Source organism: Archangium minus, assembly GCF_044360475.1.
GTDB classification, from domain to species: Bacteria; Myxococcota; Myxococcia; order Myxococcales; family Myxococcaceae; genus Archangium; species Archangium minus.
Genome location: NZ_CP043494.1, coordinates 8,971,759 through 8,992,010, shown reverse-complemented (window position 1 = coordinate 8,992,010; position 20,252 = coordinate 8,971,759). Strand labels below are relative to the sequence as shown.

The window sequence follows — 20,252 nt, the reverse complement described above, 5'->3', positions numbered from 1 at the left end:
CCTGCGCCGACTGAGCACGAGGCGCCCTGCCTCGTCCCACTCAGTGTTGAGTCGGGGACGAGGACGAGCGCAAGGGAAGGAGCAGGGTCGCGGTGGCACCGCGGCCCGGCCCTTCGCTGTCCAGGGAGAGCCGCCCGCCCATGAGCTGTGCGGCGAGGGCGCTGGAGTGCAGGCCGATGCCATGACCCTGGGGGCGGGTGGTGAAGCCCTGGGTAAAGAGGCGCGGGATGATGTCCGGATGGATGCCCACTCCCGTGTCCACCACCTGCAGACGCACCCAGCCTTCCTCCTGCTCCAAACGGACGGTGAGCTGGGGGGCGGGTTGGGGGAAAGCTTCCAGCGCCTGTCGAGCATTGCTCAGCAGGTTGAGCAGAATGGTGAGCACCTTGTGCTTGTCTGTCTTCACCGGAGGAAGGGCTTGTACCTCTCGAGAGACAGTAACCTGGGCCTGCTGCAGGGCATCGTGCTGAAGCCGCAGGGCCTCTTCCACCAACTCGCCCAAGTCACACTCTTCCAGCAGGAGGGTGGAGGTGGCATGAGCCATCTGGCCCTCCACGATGGAGCGCACCCGCGACACGTTGGAATCCATCGCCTCCAGGCGTTTGACGAGAGACGACTGTTCCTGCTCCAGCTCCTCGGCGAGCTGGGTGAGGTAGTCCTCCAGGTGGCGGCCGCGTGAGTCTTGGGTGAGGAAGTCCGCCAGGTTTTCGCGGTTGTCCCCCAGGAGGGCGGCGACCCGGCGGATGCGACTCACGCGGGACGAGGCCACGGCATCGCGCATCAGCGTGGTATCCACGACGATGCTGGTGAGGGCATTGCCCACGTCGTGGAGGACATTGGAGGCGACCTCCGCCATGCCCGCCCGGCGAGCGGTTTCCACCAATCGGGCCTGGGCTCGTTTCAACTCGTAGGTGCGCTGCTGGACGCGAGCCTCCAGCTTCTCATTGGCCTGGCGCAGGGCGGCTTCGACCTTCTGCACGTCCGAGTAGAGCCGGGCATTCTCGATGGAGATGGTGGCCTGGATGGCGAGGTGCTCCAGGAGCGAGAGGCGGTTGGGAGAGAAGGCCTCGGGGGTCAGGGAGTTCTCCAGGTAGAGCAGCCCGTAGAAGGCGTCCTGGCGGCGGAGGGGAAGACACAGGACGGAGCGGGCGGGGGACGAGGTGAAGTAGGCGTCGGAACAGAAGGGGTGCGGTTGGGCGGTGTCGTTGATCAGCACGTGCTCGCAGGTGCGGCGCACGTAGGAGAGCAGGGAGAGGGGCAGTGCGTCAGCGGAGGGGCGCCCGTTATCGGACGGTGAGGAGGGCTGGCTCGCGACCAACTGGAGCGCGTCGTCTTGGAGGAGGAGGAGGGCTCCGCGCTGGGCACCGGCGCTCTCCAGGGTGACGCGCATGAGGGTGGCCACCAGGCGCTCGAGGCGGATTTCGCTGGAGATGGCCTGCTGGGCCTTGATGACGGCGAGGGAATCAACGCGCTGGGAGCCCGTCCCCTGGGTCGTGGTGGTGTCCTCAGCGGAGGCAGGCACGGAGAGGAGTTGCGGCCACAGCTCCTCCAATTGACGAGCCTTGCCGTGGGCGCCCCACTGGGAATAGGCCGCGTGGGCCTGGCGGATGTAGCCGGTGGCGAGGGAAGGCAGGCCCAGGCTCTTGCCAAAACGGGCGGCCAGTTCACCCGCGAGGCCCACGTACTGGGGCGTGTCATATTCGCGAGCGGCGAGGATGGTGGCCTCGTAGGCGCGCAGGGCCTCTTCGGTGTTGCCGGAGAGCCGGGCCAGCTCGGCGGACACCAGCTTCTCGGCGGCGAGGAAGTTCTCCGGGCATCCGGCGGCCCAGTCCGCGAGCTGTTGACGGTGCTTCCCGATGTCGACGAGGAACTCCTGCTGTTCCGCGGGGGACGCGCTCCGATGGCAGGCGGCCAGTGTCAGCGCTCCATACAGGTGATAGACGAACGTCATGGTATCGCCCGGCGCCTTGGAGACCTTCTCCGCGGCCATGGCTCGAGCCTGACGCGCCTGCTCGTAATCACCACACATGAAGCGCGACCGCATCTTGATGTAGAGGAAGGGGCTGTAGAAATGAATCGAGCCACTCCTGGCGAACTCCTTTTCGACGCTCGCCTCGTCGAACCCCTCTCCCTCCACCGAGGAGAAGGAAGACGTCAACCCTCTCAGTTGCTGCACGAAGCGTTGGTTGTAATGAGTCAGGTGGGCAAAGGCTGGGTAGATGGACTTGCGTGCGAAATCGACGAAGGGCTTTGACCTCTCGTGGACCTCGGAGAGCTCATGTCCCTCGAGAAGCAAGAGCCGGGTGATGGCGAAGCAATAGGTACTGGCGACCGCGGAGTCTCCCACGAGGATTGCTTGTTGGAAGGCCGTGAGGAGGAGCTCGCGAACCTGGGCGAAGGGGGTGGTCAGACACAGGATGGGAGCGAGGAGGAGCAGAACCTTGGTCTTGTGGGGGGAGCGCGGGTAGCGCTCACTCAGGTCGCGGGCGAGCCTGCCAAGCGTCTGTGCTTCACTGTATTTCCGGCGGGTCGAGGCATACCAGTTCGCGCAGATGACGAAGCTGTGCGCGGAAGCCTCCGTGCTGCCGTGGCGGATGGTCAAGATGGCCGCCTGCATGGCGGAGAGGGTGCACAGCGTCGGACTGAAGAACAGCGCCGAGGAGCTCAAGCTCGACAAGACATTGAGGGTCGCCGTCAGGTCGGGATCCGTCAGCGAGGGCCGTGAGAGGATCTCCTCGACGGAGTGCTGCTCCAGCAGGTGCCCCAACTCCACCTCCGCCCGGAGCAGCTCTTCAATGGGGGGAGCGAGCGGCATGGCGATTCCAAACTTCTCCACACACTCCAGGAGGAGGGTGACACCGGCCTGGATATTGCCAGCGATTGTGTGGAGGCGGCTCCTGAGAAAATAGGCGGCGACCATGTCGGTGCGCGTCCGGGCATGGGACAACGCTTCCTCCACCAGTTGGACCGCCTTGTCGACATGACCCAACATCAATTCACTGTTGACCTGGGCCAGACGCATCTTGAAGGTCAACGCGTGGTGGGACTCCCAGGGGTCGCCGGGCAGCAGGGAGAAGGCGTGGGTGAAGTAGCCTACAGCCGAGTGGTGGGCCGTGGAGTCCAGGGCCCGGAAGCCCGCCTGGGCGTTGAGGTGTGCCAGGCGCGTGCGCTCCTCCGCGTCGACCATCAACTCCACGCCCGCGTTGAGTTGGCCCACGACGTCGAAGAGGCGCTCCTCGAGCTTTTCCGCGGACAGGTCTCGTAGCAGCATGCGGCCGATGCGCAGGTGCAGGACCTTGCGTTCTTCGTCGAGCAGGAGGCCGTAGGCGGCTTGCTGGATGCGGTCGTGAAGGAAGCGCAGGTGCTGGGGCTCTGCCTGCACCACCAACCCCTCCAGCAAGGCTGGTTCCAGACCACTCTCCACCTGGAGCGCATCCTTCTGGGTCAGGAGGGAGAGGATGGATACCGGGAAGCGGCTGCCCACGCAGGCGGCCAGCTGGAGCAGGTGTTGTGTGTCCGTGGGCAGCTGGCGCAGCCGGCCCGCCATGAAGTCCACCACGTTGTCCGAGTAGCCACGCGCCTGGACACCCGCCTCGTCCCAGCACCAGCCTCCCTCGGGCGCACGTGTCACCAACTCTTCCTGGTGGAGCGTCTGCAACAGCTGCAGCAGGAAGAAGGGATTGCCCGCCGTCTTCTCCCACACCAGGGCGGAGAGTGGGGCCACCACGTCCGGATTGGCGCCTGGCAGGGCATCCGTTACCAGTTGGCGGGTCTGCTCGGGCGACAGGGCCCCCAGGTGGATGTCTTCGATCCGCGCTCCCGCCTTGCGCGCCTCGGCGAGCGTCAGCGTGAGCGGATGCGTGGGGTCCACCTCGTTGTCCCGGTAGGCCCCCACCAACAGCAGAGGCGGAGTGTCCGGATGGGACGTCAGGTAGCGCAACAGCTCGAGACTGGCGAGGTCCGCCCACTGCAAGTCATCCAGGAAGAGCACCAGCGGGCGCTCACTCGTGGCGAAGACACTCAGCAGGCGCTGGATGAGGCGATGGACACGGTCTCGCGCGCCCCCGGGCGGTAGCTCCGCCACGGCGGGCTGTTTCCCCAGCACGAGCTCCAACTGCGGCACCATGCTCAGTAACACCTGGCCCTGCCCATCCAGGGCTTCCTGCAGGCGCTGGCGCCAGGCGGCGACCTCCTCGTCACTTCCTGCCAGGAGGTGCTGGATGAGGCCTCGGAGCGCCTGCACGAGGGTCTGGTAGGGCACGTCCCGCTGGAACGGGTCGAACTTGCCCTGAAGGAAGAAGCCGCGGCGCTGCAACACGGGCTTGTGCAATTCCTGCACAACGGAGGATTTGCCAATGCCCGAGTAGCCGCGGACCAGCACCCACTCCAGTCGGCCTTCCTGTTCCACGCGCTCGAAAGCGGAGAGCAGCGTCTTCACTTCGGCCTGTCGGCCATACAACCGCTGGGGCAGCAGGAAACGCGCGGGCACATCCCACTGTCCCAGGGGGAAGTCTTCCTCTCCGCGCCGAATGCGCTCCAGGTCGAACAACACGCCCTCCGCTCCCTGGTAGCGCTCCTCGGCTCTCTTGGACAAGAGCTTCATCACCAGGGCGGAGAGGATCGGCGCTACCTCGGGTACCACCTGATGAGGAGGCAGGGGCTCTTTTGCCAGGTGGGCGTGAAACCACTCCAGCAAATCCTTGCCCTCGAAAGGCAGACGTCCCGTGAGCAATTGATAGAAGGTCACGCCCAGCGAGTAGAGGTCGGTGCGGTAGTCCAGCGTCCGGTTCATCCGCCCTGTCTGCTCTGGAGACATGTAGGCCGGAGTTCCCTCCACGAGGGTAGCGGGAGACGCCTCCACGTGCTGTGTCCGCTGCAGGGTGGAGATGCCAAAGTCGATGAGCCAGGGCTGGCCGGAAGCGGACAGGAGGATGTTGGCGGGTTTGATGTCCTTGTGGACGACGCCCCGGCGGTGGACCTCGGCCAGGGTGCTGCACAGCTCCAGGGCGATGGGGAGGAATCGGGCGAGAGCAAGGCGCTCACCCAGGCGTTCGGAGAGCGTGGTGCCGCCCACGTTCGAGAGGACGAGGACCGGACGCTCCTGGAGCAACTCACAGCCGTGGACCTGGATGACTCCGGGCGTCCCTCGCAGCCGCTGGAGGATCGTGTACTCGCGCTGGAGCTGGGCTCGTTCGCGAGCACCCGGAAGCTCGGAGCGGAGGGTCTTGAGGATGACGGTCTGGCGGTCCGACTCGCGCAGTGCGCGGTACAGCAAGCTGGATGACGTGGACTGCAGGGGCTCGAGGAGCGCGTAGCCAGGGAGCTGATGCATGTGGGTGTTCCGAGCATAGAACATTTCAGTGTGGCTCCTCGTGTGCCTCAGGTCCGATGGCCGCTTGCTCTGGGTAGGAGGATTGCCGCCACCAGGCGCCGGGCGGATTCGCGAGCGAGTGCTTCGCCCGAGCGCTCTGCGTCTCCCAGGTTGGCTCGGCCGCCGAGGGTGAGGACGGCCAATCCATGGAGCCCGGCGAAGAGGATGCGTGTGTCCTCGACCGGGCTCTTGCTGCCGTGGCGAAGCACGAGCGCGGTGAAGGCCTGCCAGAGCGACTGTTCGCGAGTCAGCCGCTGCTCCTTTCGCAGAGCGTCCCGGTCGAAGCGTCGCTCCGCCATGAGCCAGTAGAGGTGCGGGTGCTTGAAGGCGAAATCGAGGTAGCTGACCGCGAGGTCTCCGAAGTCAGCGCCCTTGTTATGGGCGTGGCATCATTGCCCCATTCGCTATCGGGCCTTGGGAAAGGCTGTGCCATGCGTAAGAAGAACGCCACGGAGTGGTGTGCTTCGGCGGGGGACATCTATGTGTCGGACGGTTATGGCAACAGGCGGGTGGCGCGATTCCGCCGGGATGGCACTTTCATCTCAGAGAGGTGCGGGGCGGGTCGCGGGCCCGGGAAATTCAAGACACCGCATGGCCTCGCACTGGGTCCAGATGGAAGGATCTCCGTAGCGGACCGGGGCCATGCCACGCCCCCGCGCCCGGTCACCTGCTCGCGGGTTGCACACGACGCGTGACTGGAAGATGACTGGGCGTTGGGGATGGCGTCCGCCGAGAACCCATGCCGACGACATCCAGTCGGAGCGAAAGGCGCCCTCTCGGTTGCCTAGCCTGTTTCTGTTGGGCCGCGAGTCAATGGCGGGCCCGGAGTGCTTAGCGTGAACCTTGAACGGAGCTGCACGCTCCACTCTCAAGGAGAGCGACAATTCCTCCCATCAGCGGAAATACCCTGGGACTCAAGCCGAGTCAGTTGAAGCGCCTGGAGGCGACCTATCGCCGCCGGGTGCGGCCCGAGGAGGTGACGAGCCCGGAGCTCGCTCGCCATCTCTCCGAGGCTTCACTCGAGACAGGCCGTCAGGTGGGGGCGCTGATCAACCGGCGCGGTGACATCGAGCACGTCATCGTCGGTGATGCGTCCAAGCTGGAGCTCCCCGAGATGGGGCGCGTCCGCGCGGGTGACACGCGTCTGCGCGGTCTGCGTCTCGTCCACACCCATTTGAAGGACGAGCCGCTCACGCCCGACGATCTCACTGATCTCGTCCTGCTCCGGCTCGACCTCGTTTGTGCGATCGTGACACGGCCCGAGGGCCTCCCGGGGAGGGTCTACCTCGGTTATCTCGATCCCGAAGCGACCGGCGAGCGCGCGAAGTTCTGGAAGACCGAAGTGGTCGATGACATCCATGCGCTCCATTTCGACCCTGTGGCTAGGGCCGAGGAGATCGAGGCCGCTTTCAGCCGCTCGGTCGCTGGCCGGGAAGTCGCCACCCAGGGGCGCGCCATTCTTGTCGGGGTCTCGACCGAAGAGCGCAGGCAAGCGGACGCTTCGATGGCCGAGCTGAAGGAGCTGGCTCGCACGGCCGGTGTTCATGTCCTCGACACGTTCATCCAGACGCGGACGAAGATCGATCCACGCTTCGTCATCGGCCGGGGGAAGCTCGAGGAGCTGAACCTCCGGGCGATGCAGTTGTTCGCGGACACGATCATCTTCGACCACGATATGACGCCGTCCCAGGCTCGGCACATCGCAGACCATACGAACCTGAAGGTGCTGGATCGCACCCAGCTCATCCTCGACATCTTCGCTCAGCACGCGCACACCGCCGAGGGCCGGCTGCAGGTCGAGCTCGCCCAGCTCAGGTACAGGCTGCCACGCCTGGCCCAACGGGACGAAGGTCTCTCCCGGCTCGCGGGCGGCATTGGCGGACGAGGTCCTGGCGAGACGAAGCTCGAGATCGATCGTCGCCGCGTGCGCGATCGCATCACGGTGCTCGAGAAGAGAATTGACGCGCTGAGCGCCGGTCGGCAGGTCCGCCGTCAGCAGCGGACGCGGCACGACGTGCCGGTCATCTCGATTGTCGGTTACACGAACGCGGGCAAGTCCACGCTCCTCAACCGCCTGACGAACTCGGACGTCGTGGCGGAGAACAAGCTGTTCGCCACGTTGGATCCGAGCAGCCGGAGGTTGCGCTTCCCACGCGATCGCGAGGTGATCATCACCGACACGGTGGGCTTCATCCGCGAGCTGCCCCGGACGCTGGTGAACGCCTTCCGCGCCACGCTCGAAGAGCTCACCGATGCCGACCTACTCCTCCATGTGGTGGATGCTTCGGATCCGGAGCATCCGCAGCAGATCGAGGCCGTCGAGCGCATCCTCAGGAGCCTCGGCCTGCACGAAATGCCGCGTCTGCTCGTCTACAACAAGAGCGAGCTCCTCGAAGGAGGCGTGGAGGGGTACGTGGCCCACGCCACCGCGCAGGCCCGGGATGGCATCCCCATCAGCGCGGAGACGGGAGAGGGGCTGACGGAGCTGCTTCACCGAGTCGAGGAGATGCTCTGGCGCGAGGGCAAGTCGCTCACTGCCAGCGGTATCTCAATCCAGGATGAGCCGCATCCTCATTGAGCAGCGGTCATCGCCAGGCCAGCCGAGGGGCCACTTCCTCCTGGCCGCTCACTCCACGAAGTCTTTGGACAGAGTCCGAGGACTGCTCTGTCCAAGAACGTCGTGGACACTGCGTCGTTTCCGCACGTAGCGCTGGAGGGGGCATGAGTCCGCCACGCTCGCTGCCCAGGACACTGTAGCGCGGACGTCGCGCCGTCCGTCTGAGCGAATAGGAGGGGCGTGCCTCGATGAGTTCGGACTCCATGTTGGCGAGCTCGGCGGCGAGCCCGACGAGGGCGGCCCAGGAGATGGCGCCCCGGTTGGCGAGGTGCCACACCCCCACCTCACGGTCCCACGTCGAACCTCAGCGCTTCGGGCGCCGGCTCCCCTTGCCTCGCCCCGTGCGCCCACCGTCGCTTTCGTCGCGCGTTGCCTCGAGCTCGTCAGGCATCCACGGCATGTCGAGGAGCTCCTGCAGCTCGAGCAGCGTGTCGGCGCGCAGGGCTCCGCGCCGGCCGCGGCCCACGACGAAGCGCACCGGCCGGTCGAACAACGGAAGCTCCTCCTCCACGAGCGTACGTGCGAGCTTCTCCGGCAGGTGGAGCCGTACCACTCCGACGGGCTGTCCCTCCTTGTCCTGCTCCACTTCGTAGTCCAGCTCCACCTCGCGGTCGCGGATGAACACCTCGCTCGGCAGCGAGAGCAGCGCCTCGCGTGTCTCGGGTGGGACCAGCGGGTCCAGGTCGAGCGTCAACGGGCGCTCGTGGAACTCGTCCATCGTGGTGACCCCCTCGAGCTGTGCCTCGTAGAGGGCGGTCAACTCCGGCACGCCGAGCTTCGCCGTGCGTCCGCCTGAGCGGCGCCACAGCTCGCGCACCTCGTCGATCTCCGGCTGATTGCGGCGCACCGCGGGGTGTTCCGCCTCGCCGCGCGCCATCGCCTCCGCGAGCGCGTGGCGTGCACGGTCGGCCAGCTCCGGACCCCACGCGCGGAGCACCTCAACCTCGCGCTCCAGCTCGAAGCCGGAGTACTCCACGCGCCAGTCGAGCACGAGCGACATGTGCCACGAGTCGTAGGTGAGCTCTGCATCGGTGCGGCGCGCGTACTGCCTCAGCACGTCGAGCGGGATGTGCGTGCCCTCGATGGACGCATGATGGGTACCGGAGCGGTCGGCGAAGTAGCGGAGCGTTCCCGCCACCGCGCCCCAGCTTCCACACACGCTTGTCTTGGCGACACGGGCCTGCTCGCCCGAGGCCGTCTGCTCGTCGATGACCAGGTCGAAGGGCATGAAACACGCGAGCAGGTCGGCGAAGCGGCGGTACACGGGGGCATCTGCGAACGGCAGGTGCTCGGGCAAGCGGGTGCCCACGCTCCGGTAGACGCTCGCCATCACCAGCGCCGCGTCCTCAATGGCCTTCACCAGCACGCCGCGTCGCTCGGCCCAGCGCTCCATCTTCTCCGCATGGAACAGGTGGCGCGTGAGTCCATACACCTCGCCCATGAAGCCCGCCTCGCGGTACGCGTCGGCGTAGAGGTTGTAGGCGGTGAGGTGGTCGCTCCCGGCGACCAGCACCCCTTCCAGGTCGCGCTCCTCGCGCGTCATGCGGTGGAGCGACTCGATGGCGCTGCACACGGCGAGGAAGGGGAGCAGTGCGTCCTCTCCGTTGATGATCAGCTCCGCCCACGCTCGCTCTACCGGGAGGGCCTCGACTGCGCGACCGTATGGCGAGAGCCGTCCCTGCGCGTCGATGATGTTGTGCTCCTGCAACTGTTGGAGCACGCGGCGGTAGGCGATGCGGTCGATCGGCACAGGAAGGTCCAGCTCATCGGCCCGCACGCCGAGGGCCGCGGCGGTGATGGCCACACGCTCCGGATCGCCGGCGAGCTGGAACTCGGGCTCCGTGGGCTGGAGGGCGAAGAAGTCGATGTTGCGATTGCTCAGGATGAAGACACGCCCGCCCTCGACGCGACCATGCACGCGCCCGGCCATCTGGAGCAACTCGTTGTTTCCGAGGTGGACGCGCGTGAGCACGTTGCGTCCGCGCTCGACGAAGTTGGCGAAGCGCGTGTCATCGATGATGAGGGTGTCGAGCCCCTGCACGTTGAGCGCACTCTGTCCCGCGGCCGTCATGGCGAGGACGTAGGGCCGGCTCGCTGTTCCCTCGAGGAACGGCCGGATGGCACGGATGGGCTCCCCGCCGTGGTAGTGCGCCGCGTGGAGGCTCGGACAGAGGGTGCGGACGTGCAGCGCTGCTTGTTCGACCGCTGCTCGCGTGGGGAGGAAGAGGCCCACCCCGCGTTGCTCCTTCTCCACGGAGAGGAGGAACGCCTCGTCGAGAAACGCGAGCGGTTGTCTGTCCACGACCACGGCGGTGGCCACCTTCTTTGGATCAAAGGCCTGGACCTCAAGCACGTCGGCGCTGTTCAGGTAGCGCGCGTAGAGCGCAGGGTCCACGGTGGCGGAGAGCCAGATGAAGCGACAGCCCACGCGCTTGCCGAGCGCAAGGCAGAGCTCGAGCTCCGCTGATGTCTGGTGGATTTCGTCGATGATGAGCGTGTCGTGCGGCAGGATGTCGCCGTTCTGGAACCAGCGCCGCGCGATGCCGGTCGTCACGATGATGACGTTCCAGGAAGGGGTGTCGGGAGTTGCCTCTCGCTCGCGGTTCACCACGCCGACTCGGAGCGGGGCTGAGCCACCCTGGCCAACGAGCTCCTCGGCGATGAGCCGGATCGCGAGCGTCTTTCCGGTTCCGGTACCGGCCACGATGCCGAAGCCCTTGCCTGCCCGCGCCAGCTCGCGCACCCGGGGGCCGTGATGCTTCTCGAGGTAGGTCTCGAGGTTCAGCCCAAGGGCGAGCTCGATGGTCTCGCACGCCGCGCGCGTGGGGGCGATGACGATGACGCGTCCTGTCGGCGGTTCGGCGGAGACGAAGGCGTCATGGTCGGGCGGCAGATAGCGGTCGGTCGGCGTGCGCACACCGGAGAATCACGCACGACGGAGGCCCGTGCGGAAGGGAAAGGACCGCCCTGAGTGGGTCTCCCGTCAACGATTGAGCAGGGTTGCGGCGGCCAGGCGCGGCCGCCGCGAGGAAGGCCTGACTAGAAGCGCAGACCCAGGGTCGCGACGACGTCGAAGAAGCCGCCGCTGGGGTTGTCGAGCTGCTCCGAGAGGTCCTCGTCCAGCAGCAGCCGATAGGTCGCCCGGGCTCCCGCGGTGAACTGATCCACGTTGAACTCGATGCCGGCGGCCAGCGGTACCTCGCCCACCAGGCCAGACTGGTAGCCCCCCAGCAGCGTGCCCTTCGCGAAGACGTACGAGCCCCCCACACCGGCGCCCACGAAGGGACGCACGGTCTCAAGGAAGGGCAGGGACAGCTTCACCAGGGCGGAGCCCCCATGGCGCGTCAGGGCCAGGTCGAACACGCCCGCCTGGCTGATGGGATTGTGTGCGCCCTCGTAGCCCAGCTCGAAGCCCAGGAAGCGCAGGGGCTGCAGGTTCACCGTCAGGCCCCAGCTCGGACCCGTCTTGGCGATGTCACCCAGGGTGCCCGTGTAGTTGCCTACGCCGCCGCGCAGGAAGACCTTCACCTTGCCGGTTGGCTCCGATTCCTGGGCGGCTGCCGTCCCCGCGGTGCCCAGCGCCGCTACGAGCCCCAGTACCGCCATCCCATGACGCGACATCTCATCCTCCCATGTGGTGTGAGTGTGCGCAGGCTATAGCCATCGCTCCCCCTCGGCGCATCCTTCCTGACTCGAATGTCGCGTGCGGGTGTCGCGTACCGGCGTTCCCGCGCTCCCACACGAGCGTGGCCAGGTGTCAGCGGGGTGGGTAGGTTCGTGGCCGACCCACGGGCTCCGCGCCTGGTGCGCTGGGCCCCTTCGAGCGAGGCTCACATGGAGCATCACTACGCGGAGTTCAACGGCATCCGCATGCACTATGTCACCCACGGCACCGGCAAGCCCTTGGTGCTGCTGCACGGCTTCCCCGAGTACTGGGGCGTGTGGAGAGGGCTCATGCGAGAGCTGGAGCGGGAGTACCAGCTCATTGCCCCGGACCTGCGCGGCTACAACCTCACCTCCAGGCCGCAGGGGGTGGAGCATTACCGCATTCAGCACCTGGTGGCGGACGTGCGTGGGCTGGCGGACCACCTGGGGCTCAAGCAGTTCAACCTCCTGGTCCAGGACTGGGGGGGCCTCGTGGGCTGGAACTTCTTGCTGCGCCACCCCGAGCGGGTGGAGCGCTTCATGACCATTGACATCACGCACCCGGCGCTCTTCCTCCGGGATCTGCGCACCAACCCCCAACAGCAGCAGGCCAGCCAATACATGCTGCGCTTCCGCCAGGAGGGAGCGGCGGAGGCCTACTTCCATGCGGATGACTTCGCTGCGGGGCGGCAGAACGTCTTCGAGGATGCCCGGAAGCACGGGGCCCAATTGACGCAAGAGGAGGAGAAGGAGTGGCTGGAGGTGTGGAAGCAGCCGGGGGCGGTCACCGCCGGCTTGAATTACTACCGGGCGACGGAACTGGGACCGCCCGATGGCAAGGGTCATCCGGGTGGCGGCAACATGTTGGATGACCTGCGGCCCGAGCAGCTCCTCGTGCGCACGCCGGTGCTTGTGATGTGGGCGGAGAAGGATCCCGCGCTGCTGCAGAGCGGTCTGGAGGGAATCGAGCAGTATGTACCGAACCTCACCATCCGCCGCGTGCCGGATGCGACGCACTGGCTCTCGCTGGAGAAGCCCGCCGTGGTGGCCCAGCACGTGCGCGAGTTCCTCGCTCGTTAATCTCTCTCACTGAGAGCAAGCGACCCGGCGGCGTCTCCGGGCTGCATCACGGCTTCCTTGCGAGCCCTCTAGCCCGTGCGCAATTACGGCGCGGGTAGTGAGGGGGCGTAACAATGTCAGTGAAGAAGGTGTGGGGGAAGTGGGCGCGTGTAGGCTTGCTCGTGAGCGCGGGGCTGTACACGGGGTGTCATTCGGTAGACGAAGCGGATTCGGAGGTCGCGAGGCCCGAGCCGTTGCCTCCGGGGGATGTTTCCCCCGAGACACCCGGTGAGCCCGGCTCTATCTCTGACTCAGGAGGGGAGGGTGCTCCGCCGGACGCGCCTCCCGCCGAGCCAGAGCCGGACACCGGGACAGGTGGAGGCACACAGCCGCCTCTGACGGAATCCGATTCACGCAGAGCCTGGCTGCGTGCCTCGTTCTACGCGGGCGTGGCACCACGAGGGCTCGCGGTGGGCGACTTCAACGGCGATGGCTCGCCCGATGTGGCCGTCAACGCGGCGGGGCGCAACTTCACCAGCCGGTATGTGAGTGGTACGGGTGAGTTCCTCCTGCTGCTCAACGACGGAAGCGGTGGACTCGGGACGGTGTCGGCGCGGCGGATCCTCAGCCGAGGCAGCCGCATCGCGGCCGGTGATGCGGAGGGTGATGGTGACCTGGACGTGCTGGTAGGGACCCGCCAGGGGGCGAGGCTGTGGGTTGGGAACGGGAATGGCACCTTCTCGGAGCAGGCCGTCACCGTGGGCAATGGCCTCGTCTCCAGCCTGGGCTTCTGGAGTGGAAGCTCGGGTGCTCCCCTCGTGTGGGCCCTGGGGAACTACTCGCGGGATGATGGGACGGGCACCGAGGCCGGGTTCGGTTTGTCGCGTCACCTTGGAGACGGCCGCTTCGAGTCCACCTCCCTCCTTCACGAGAGCGGAAGTCAGCTGATTGGCTTGCTTCAGAACTCGCTGGTGGCCGCGGTCGCTGACTACAACGAGGATGGCTTCGCGGATGTCGTGTTCGACGACTCGATGAGCCGGGGAGGACAGACCGCGCATGTCTTCTTCGGAGACAGTACGGGCCGGGTCCGTGCTGGGGCGGTCCTACCCTGGACTGGGGTCAACCGCCTGTACACCGCGGACTTCAACCGTGACGGGCACGCGGATCTTCTCACAGCGGACACCCACTTCGTCCGGGTGTACCTGGGCAATGGTCAGGGGGCCTTCTCCGAGGCCTCCTCGGTGGAGATCGCGCAGGAGGTGAGTGACGTCGCCGTGGTGGACCTCGGCTCCGACAACCTCCCCGATGTGGTGGCCCTGCACGGCGCAGCGGGGACGGTGTCGCTCCTGCGCGGCGCTGGCGAAGGAAAGCTCGCACCGCACAGCCAACTGGCGGTGGGTCGGGATCCGAGTGCCGCCGCCACCGCCGACCTGGATGGGAACGGGACGCCCGAGCTCCTGATCGCAGAGGCAGACGACAACGCCGTGTCCGTGTATGCCATCCCCACCGAGCCCGTCCAGGAGCCGCCTGTCTCCTCCTGGTGCCCGCTGGATTCTGTTCCAACGGACGCCTCGGTCCCCTCGTCCGTGTCCCCGCTGGCGGAGGTGGACACGGGGGGAGCCATCTCGATGGCGGCCGTGGGGGACTTCGATGGAGACGGGCGGAGGGATCTCGCGCTCGCGTTGCCAACACTGGGAGCGCGGCTGGTATTGAACCCAGGGGACGGAACGTTCACGACCTGGGACGTCCTCAAGGATTATCCAGTGTCCATGCTCACCGCGGGCGACTTCGACGGCGATGGTCGGAGTGATCTCGCGGGCGCCCTGTACAACGGGAGCGACCATGACGTGACCGTCGTGTGGAACGATGTGGCGGCTCCCTTCGAGAACAGAGTGTCACTCGGTGTTGCGTACGGCGCCGGCGGGGTACTGGCCGCGGACTTCAACCGCGACGGACTCGTGGACCTGGCTGCCTCGTTCCCGGGGTTCTGCATCGGGCGGGCGGAACGCTTCACCAACCTGGGCAACGGCACGTTCAGCGCGGTCCGCCTGAAGGATTACAACTACGAACCGGATGACTCCTGTCCATCGATTGGCGCGCCACTCGCCGGGGACTTCAATGGGGACGGCACGTTGGATCTCATCCACACGACGCTGGGGATCAATCTCAACCCCACCTCCGCGGATGGGAGCTCGCTGCCCGGATATGGGTTCGTGGGCAGGGGCTTGTTCCTCGGGATCTCGGATGTGAATGGCGATGGGCGGGTGGATCTGGTGCAACAGGTTGCGAACAATGGCGGTGTGCGCCTGTTCCTGGGTGATGGGCGTGGGTCATTGCTGGCGCCCGTCCAGTGTCCGCTGGCCGCGGGGCGCAAGACGATCGCGCTGGAGGACCTGAATGCCGATGGGCTCACGGATGTCGCGAGCACGTCTGCCGATGGGACCGGGCTGTGGGTTGCGCTCGGGAAGGGTCAGGGCGGATGGAATCCGCCGCGGAGCTACGTGCCGGGAGCCCAGGTCGAGTGGGTGAAGCCCGTGGACCTGGTGGGAGATAAGCGACCCGAGCTCCTCATCCTGCTGCGCTCGGGCCGGCTGCTGGTGTTCCCCACTCCCGCGAATTGAATCAGACCACGACACGCGCCAGGAAGGGGGCCGTGCGACTCGCTGACGAGGCCGCGACCTCCGCGGGAGTCCCGGATGCAACCACGCGGCCCCCTTCATCCCCGGCACCTGGGCCCATGTCGATCACCCAGTCACTCGCCGCGATGACGCGCATGTCGTGCTCGACGAGGATGACGGTGTTGCCCAACTCGACCAGCCCCTCGAGTTGGGCCATGAGCTTGTCCACGTCGGCGGGGTGAAGTCCCGTGGTGGGCTCGTCCAGGACGTAGAGCGTGTGGCCGCGCTGCACCCGTTGCAGCTCGGTCGCGAGCTTGATTCGCTGGGCCTCGCCGCCGGAGAGCTCGGTCGCGGGCTGGCCCAGCCGCAGGTAGCCCAGGCCGACTTCCTTCAAAACACTCAGAGAGCGAAGCACCTGCGGCTCCTCCGCGAAGAACGCATGGGCCGCGTCGACGGTCATGCCCAGCACCTCGGCGATGTTCTTCCCGCGGTACTGCACTTCGAGGGTCTTCGCGTTGTAGCGGGCGCCGTGACACGTGGGGCACGGTGCATAGACGCTCGGCAGGAAGAGCAGCTCGACGCTCACGAAGCCCTCGCCTTCGCAGGTCTCGCAGCGCCCCTTGGCCACGTTGAACGAGAAGCGACCGACATCGAAGCGGCGGGCGCGAGCTTCCTTCGTCGCGGCGAAGAGCTTGCGGACGTTGTCGAAGAGTCCCGTGTAGGTCGCCAGGTTGGAGCGGGGTGTGCGACCGATTGGCTTCTGATCGACTCGCACCAGCCGCTTGATGCCTTCCATCCCCTCGGCGATCCGGCCTCCCGTGGTGAGCACGACGGAGCGCTCCAGCTCCTCGCCTTCCTCCTCATCCGAGGGGAGCTCATGCCCGAGCTGCTCGGCGACCAGCTCCACCAGGACCTGACTCACCAGGCTCGACTTCCCCGAGCCGGACACGCCCGTCACCGTGGTGAAGACGCCCAGCGGGAAGCTGACATCCAGGCCGTGCAGGTTGTTGCGGGTGACGCCCTCGAGGCGGAGCCAACCCTTGGGCGAGCGGGGCGTGCGGCGCCGCGAGGCTTCGGCCTCGAAGAGGTAGCGCCGCGTCTGGGACGCCTCCACGGCTCCGAGCCCCTCGAGTGGGCCGCTGTAGAGGATCTGCCCGCCCTTCTCGCCCGCGGCCGGTCCGACGTCGACCACCCAGTCCGCGTGCCGGATGACTTCCACCTCATGCTCCACCACGAACAGCGAATTTCCCGAGCCCTTCAGCTGGTCGAGCGCCTTCAGCAGCGCCTCGGTGTCCGCCGGATGGAGCCCCGCGGAGGGCTCGTCGAGCACGTACACCACGCCGAACAGGTTGGAGCGCACCTGGGTGGCCAGCCGCAGCCGCTGGAGCTCGCCGGGCGAGAGGGTAGGGGTGCTGCGCTCGAGCGAGAGGTAGCCGAGGCCCAGCTCGGTGAGGACCTGGATGCGCGCCAGCAGATCCTTGGCGATTCGCTCGGCGACCAATGCCTTCTCCGGGTGTTCCCGCGCGAGCTTTGCTGCACCGGGTGCCGACCCGTTCGCGGAGGGCCGCAAGATGTCGGCGACGCGCTTCAGCGGCAGCCTGGAGAGCTCGCCAATGTCGAGGCCCGCGAAGGTGACGGACAGGGACTCGCGCCGCAGCCGCTTGCCCTGGCACAGGCGGCATTCACCGCTCACCATGTACTGCGACACGCGCTTCTTCATCAGCGCGCTCTGGGTCGTGGCGAAGGTCTGCAGCACGTAGCGCCTGGCGCTCGTGAACGTCCCCATGTAGCTGGGGGGCTCTTTGCGCTTGAGCGCACGACGCGTCTCCGCCGGAGTGAAGCCCGCGTAGACGGGGACGGTGGGCTGCTCGTCCGTGAAGAGGATCCACTCCCGATCCTTCTGGGGGAGGTCACGCCAGGGGCGGTCAACGTCGTAGCCGAGCGTCACCAGGATGTCGCGCAGGTTCTGGCCGTGCCAGGCGGGAGGCCACGCCGCGACTGCTCGCTCGCGGATGGTCAGCGAGTCATCCGGCACCATCGAGCGCTCGGTCACCTCATAGACGCGGCCCAGTCCATGGCAGTTGGGACAAGCCCCTGCCGGGGTGTTGGGCGAGAACGCATCCGAGTCGAGGTGTGGCTGGTGGGGCGGGTAGGTCCCCGCGCGCGAGTACAGCAGGCGCAGGGAGTTCGCGATCGTGGTCACGCTGCCCACGGACGAGCGGGTCGTGGGGGCGCCGCGGTGCTGCTGGAGGGCCACTGCCGGGGGCAGACCGTCGATCGAATCCACCTCAGGGACGCCCGCCTGGTCGATCAGCCGCCTGGCGTACGGGGCTACGGATTCGAAGTACCGCCGCTGGGCCTCCGCGTAGAGCGTGCCGAAGGCCAGCGAGGATTTGCCCGAGCCGGAGACCCCCGTGAAGACGACCAATGCGTCACGTGGAAGCTCGACGTCCACGTTCTTCAGGTTGTGCTCACGGGCACCACGTACCCGGACGAACCCGGTCCTCGTGTCGCCTGAAGTGTCTGGAGGGGGATGACCGCGGAGTTTGGGGATTCGCACCACGCAGCCGGCCATAATACGGGGGGCGTTCGGAGTCGAGCATCCCTTATGCTTCTCGCGCCCCCCTCTATTCAGAGGCGGCTAGTAGGACGACTTCGACACCATGTTCTGATTGGTGACCGCGTTCCCCGTGCCGTTGATGATGTGGTTGATCGCCGCTCCCGCGGTATTGCCGAGGAACACGGTGATAATGACTTGAGTCGTCCGGCTTCATGACCGGAGGCGCTCGCGGCTGGTGACAGCAGTCATCACGTGGAGACTGCTGTCACCGGATTGTGACCTGCGCGCGCTTCAACCCGCCTTCAGCAACTCGCTGAGGATGTCTCGGCTCCGGGTCCACAGGAGCGAGCCGCCTTCGTCAGCAAAGGCGTGCAAGGTCGCATGGGGGAAGCGCGAGCTCAGGGTCGCTCCAAAGTCCGGGGAGTGGACGGTGCTCGTGTCGCGCTTCCCGTACCAGAGGCTCACGGGCACGGTGATGGCCTCGGGCTGCATGGGCCATCGGCTCATGGCCAGGGTGAGGTCGCGGACGTATCCACCGGGGCCTTGCGCGAAGCCTTCGGCCAGGGACTGCCGGTACGCGGTGGCGAACGCGGGTTCGTTGTAGATGGCACGATCCTCTGGCGCGCTCATGCCGATGATGAGCGCCCACAGCCCTTCCGCGTCCACGCGTGCAGCGAACGCGGCTTCGAAGCCCGCCCGGTCCTTTTCGATCGCCGCGACCAGTCCGGCGACGTCTGGATGAAGCAACTGCCTTGTCGGTGGGTACGCGAGCTCATCCTGCCCGGAGACGATGGCAACTGCCGAGACGATGTTCGCGCCGGCGAGGGTGATGGCGAAGGGGGCGCCCTGGGAGAATCCAATGACGGGTGGTCGCTTGATTCCTTCGGAGCGCAGCACCGCCTCGACATCCCGGGCGTAGCTCTCGAGGCTCTTGTTCGGGTCCGGCGCCGACCTGCCGAGCCCCGGGCGATCGATGCAGATCAGCCGCACGCCCAGCTCACGGAGGGCGTCCGCGCCGAAGCCAAAGGAGCTGGTCATGCCCGCGCCAGTGCAGAAGAGAACCGGAGTCCCTTGCGCGGAACCCCACTCAGACCATCCCACGCGCCTTCCCTCCTCGCGATCGATGGAGCGGATGCGGTCCGGAGCAGCGAGTTGAAGCGTCATCCGTCCAGACTCAGAAAAGAGGGAGGGGGCGTCAAGCGCCAACGGAGCAGATTCACGATCACTGCTTACGCGGTGAACCGAGCATTCCCAGGCGTGTTTCTCGAACCTTGGTAATGCTGCCCATGACGATCTTGCGAACCAGGAAGATTTGGCCTTTTACTCGCGGCCCCGCCCTTCCTCGCCCAGAGCCCGCTCGCCACATGTCTGCCATGTTCCCCACGAGAGTTGTCCCCCTCGTCGTTCTCCTCTCTCTTTCCGCGCACGCGGCGGGGGAGTCGGCCGGAGCCGTCGACTTCAAGAACACGATCAGCATGCTCAGCCGCCTCTTCAGGCAGGGCGAGTACGAGCAGGCCGTGGATGTCATCGAGGTCGTGCGTCAACGTCCGTTGGGCACGTCTGAGCTGGTGACCCTGTCCCTCTACGAGGGCATCCTCTTGTATGAATGGGGCAAGCACGAGGAGGCTGGAGATGCCTTCCAGATGGCGCTCATGCTCCGGCTGGATGCGAAGCTTCCCGAGCCGGTTTCACCCAAGATCGAGAATCTCTTCGAGGCCAGCCGGCGAGCGGTCCAGAAGGAGCTGGAAGACCCGCCTCCGGTGGAGGCCACTCCGGGGAGCGCCTCGCCGGACTGCCCCTCCGCACGCATTGCGGCCAAGGGCAGGACCTTGAAGGCACAGCAGTTGTGGAGGTTGGCCTCCATGGAACAGATGTTGTGCAAGCGAGGGCTCCGCAAGGAACCGGTCACCAGCGCCTTGGCGGCATTGAAGACCCAGGCCACGGAAGCGGCCACTCCCACCGAGTGGGTGCGCTTCAGTCAGGACATCGAACGGTTCGCCCAACAGTTCCGCGTCTACCCGTCCTTCGAAGACTGGCTCAAGGCGAAATCCGCCGTGCCTGAAGAGCTCTGGGAGCTCGGGGACGAGGATCAGGATGTGCCGCTGCCCGAAGGCCCTGCCGTGTCCGCCACCAAAGCACAGTCCGAGGAGGAGCCGACGAATCTGTTCGGGTGCCGGACGGTCGTCGCCGCTGGATGCGAACGGCTCATGATGCGACTGGTTCCCCTCCAGACTCAGACCGACAGCATGGAGGCCGCGAAGAAGGGCACGGCGAAAAAGGAGCTGCTCCGCCTGGGTCAGAAGATCCGCGAGGCTCGCTCGAGCGAGACTTTGGCGGAGGCCTCACGAGAGATCGACGCCTGGCAGGCGAAGTGGAAGTGAA

Annotated in this window: 10 protein-coding genes and 1 pseudogene; 4 read left to right on the top strand and 7 right to left on the bottom strand. The window is 66.5% G+C overall.

Features of this window, described 5'->3' with window-relative positions; translation table 11 throughout:
* Window positions 1–40: 40 nt before the first annotated feature.
* Together F0U60_RS36515 and F0U60_RS36510 are read right to left on the bottom strand one after the other, a co-directional pair.
* On the bottom strand, window positions 41–5,332 hold the full coding sequence (locus F0U60_RS36515) for an AAA family ATPase (protein ID WP_395806675.1): 5,292 nt from the start codon (window positions 5,330–5,332) through the stop codon (window positions 41–43).
* Window positions 5,333–5,379: 47 nt separating this feature from the next.
* Window positions 5,380–5,712 (bottom strand): annotated as a pseudogene (locus F0U60_RS36510) (TetR-like C-terminal domain-containing protein); the annotation flags it as partial.
* A 542-nt stretch (window positions 5,713–6,254) separates the two neighbouring features.
* On the opposite strand from F0U60_RS36510, the gene hflX reads away from it, so the two are divergent.
* On the top strand, window positions 6,255–7,949 hold the full coding sequence (hflX, locus tag F0U60_RS36505; protein WP_395825613.1) for a GTPase HflX: 1,695 nt from the start codon (window positions 6,255–6,257) through the stop codon (window positions 7,947–7,949).
* A gap of 7 nt (window positions 7,950–7,956) precedes the next feature.
* On the opposite strand, the gene F0U60_RS36500 is transcribed toward hflX, so the two are convergent.
* From F0U60_RS36500 to F0U60_RS36490, 3 genes are all read right to left on the bottom strand, one after another.
* Window positions 7,957–8,265: a hypothetical protein gene (locus F0U60_RS36500; protein WP_395806674.1), complete on the bottom strand. Its 309-nt coding sequence runs from the start codon at window positions 8,263–8,265 to the stop codon at window positions 7,957–7,959.
* A 27-nt stretch (window positions 8,266–8,292) separates the two neighbouring features.
* Window positions 8,293–10,905: a DEAD/DEAH box helicase gene (locus F0U60_RS36495; protein WP_395806673.1), complete on the bottom strand. Its 2,613-nt coding sequence runs from the start codon at window positions 10,903–10,905 to the stop codon at window positions 8,293–8,295.
* 122 nt (window positions 10,906–11,027) lie between these two features.
* On the bottom strand, window positions 11,028–11,609 hold the full coding sequence (locus F0U60_RS36490) for a hypothetical protein (RefSeq protein ID WP_395806672.1): 582 nt from the start codon (window positions 11,607–11,609) through the stop codon (window positions 11,028–11,030).
* A gap of 213 nt (window positions 11,610–11,822) precedes the next feature.
* On the opposite strand from F0U60_RS36490, the gene F0U60_RS36485 reads away from it, so the two are divergent.
* Window positions 11,823–12,713 carry an alpha/beta fold hydrolase gene (locus tag F0U60_RS36485; protein ID WP_395806671.1) on the top strand — a complete coding sequence of 297 codons (891 nt, stop codon included), beginning with the start codon at window positions 11,823–11,825 and terminating at the stop codon, window positions 12,711–12,713.
* 113 nt (window positions 12,714–12,826) lie between these two features.
* A complete protein-coding gene (locus tag F0U60_RS36480; RefSeq protein WP_395806670.1) occupies window positions 12,827–15,313 on the top strand; it encodes an FG-GAP repeat domain-containing protein in 2,487 nt (828 codons plus the stop codon).
* Between the two features lies 1 nt (window position 15,314).
* Here the strand turns inward: F0U60_RS36480 and uvrA are convergent, their stop codons facing one another.
* A complete protein-coding gene (gene uvrA / locus F0U60_RS36475; protein WP_395806669.1) occupies window positions 15,315–17,885 on the bottom strand; it encodes an excinuclease ABC subunit UvrA in 2,571 nt (856 codons plus the stop codon).
* 276 nt (window positions 17,886–18,161) lie between these two features.
* Entirely contained in the window at window positions 18,162–19,034 is an 873-nt protein-coding gene (locus F0U60_RS36470; protein ID WP_395806668.1) for an alpha/beta fold hydrolase, read from the bottom strand.
* A gap of 200 nt (window positions 19,035–19,234) precedes the next feature.
* On the opposite strand from F0U60_RS36470, the gene F0U60_RS36465 reads away from it, so the two are divergent.
* Window positions 19,235–20,251: a hypothetical protein gene (locus F0U60_RS36465; RefSeq protein WP_395806667.1), complete on the top strand. Its 1,017-nt coding sequence runs from the start codon at window positions 19,235–19,237 to the stop codon at window positions 20,249–20,251.
* The last annotated feature ends 1 nt before the right edge of the window (window position 20,252 follow it).

Bases quoted from the DNA above. Each gene is read 5' to 3' on its own strand.
- F0U60_RS36515 (WP_395806675.1), bottom strand. From the start codon at position 5,332: ATGCATCAGCTCCCTGGCTACGCGCTCCTCGAGCCCCTGCAGTCCACG.
- F0U60_RS36490 (WP_395806672.1), bottom strand. From the start codon at position 11,609: ATGTCGCGTCATGGGATGGCGGTACTGGGGCTCGTAGCGGCGCTGGGC.
- F0U60_RS36485 (WP_395806671.1), top strand. From the start codon at position 11,823: ATGGAGCATCACTACGCGGAGTTCAACGGCATCCGCATGCACTATGTC.
- F0U60_RS36480 (WP_395806670.1), top strand. From the start codon at position 12,827: ATGTCAGTGAAGAAGGTGTGGGGGAAGTGGGCGCGTGTAGGCTTGCTC.
- uvrA (WP_395806669.1), bottom strand. From the start codon at position 17,885: ATGGCCGGCTGCGTGGTGCGAATCCCCAAACTCCGCGGTCATCCCCCT.
- F0U60_RS36470 (WP_395806668.1), bottom strand. From the start codon at position 19,034: ATGACGCTTCAACTCGCTGCTCCGGACCGCATCCGCTCCATCGATCGC.
- F0U60_RS36465 (WP_395806667.1), top strand. From the start codon at position 19,235: ATGTCTGCCATGTTCCCCACGAGAGTTGTCCCCCTCGTCGTTCTCCTC.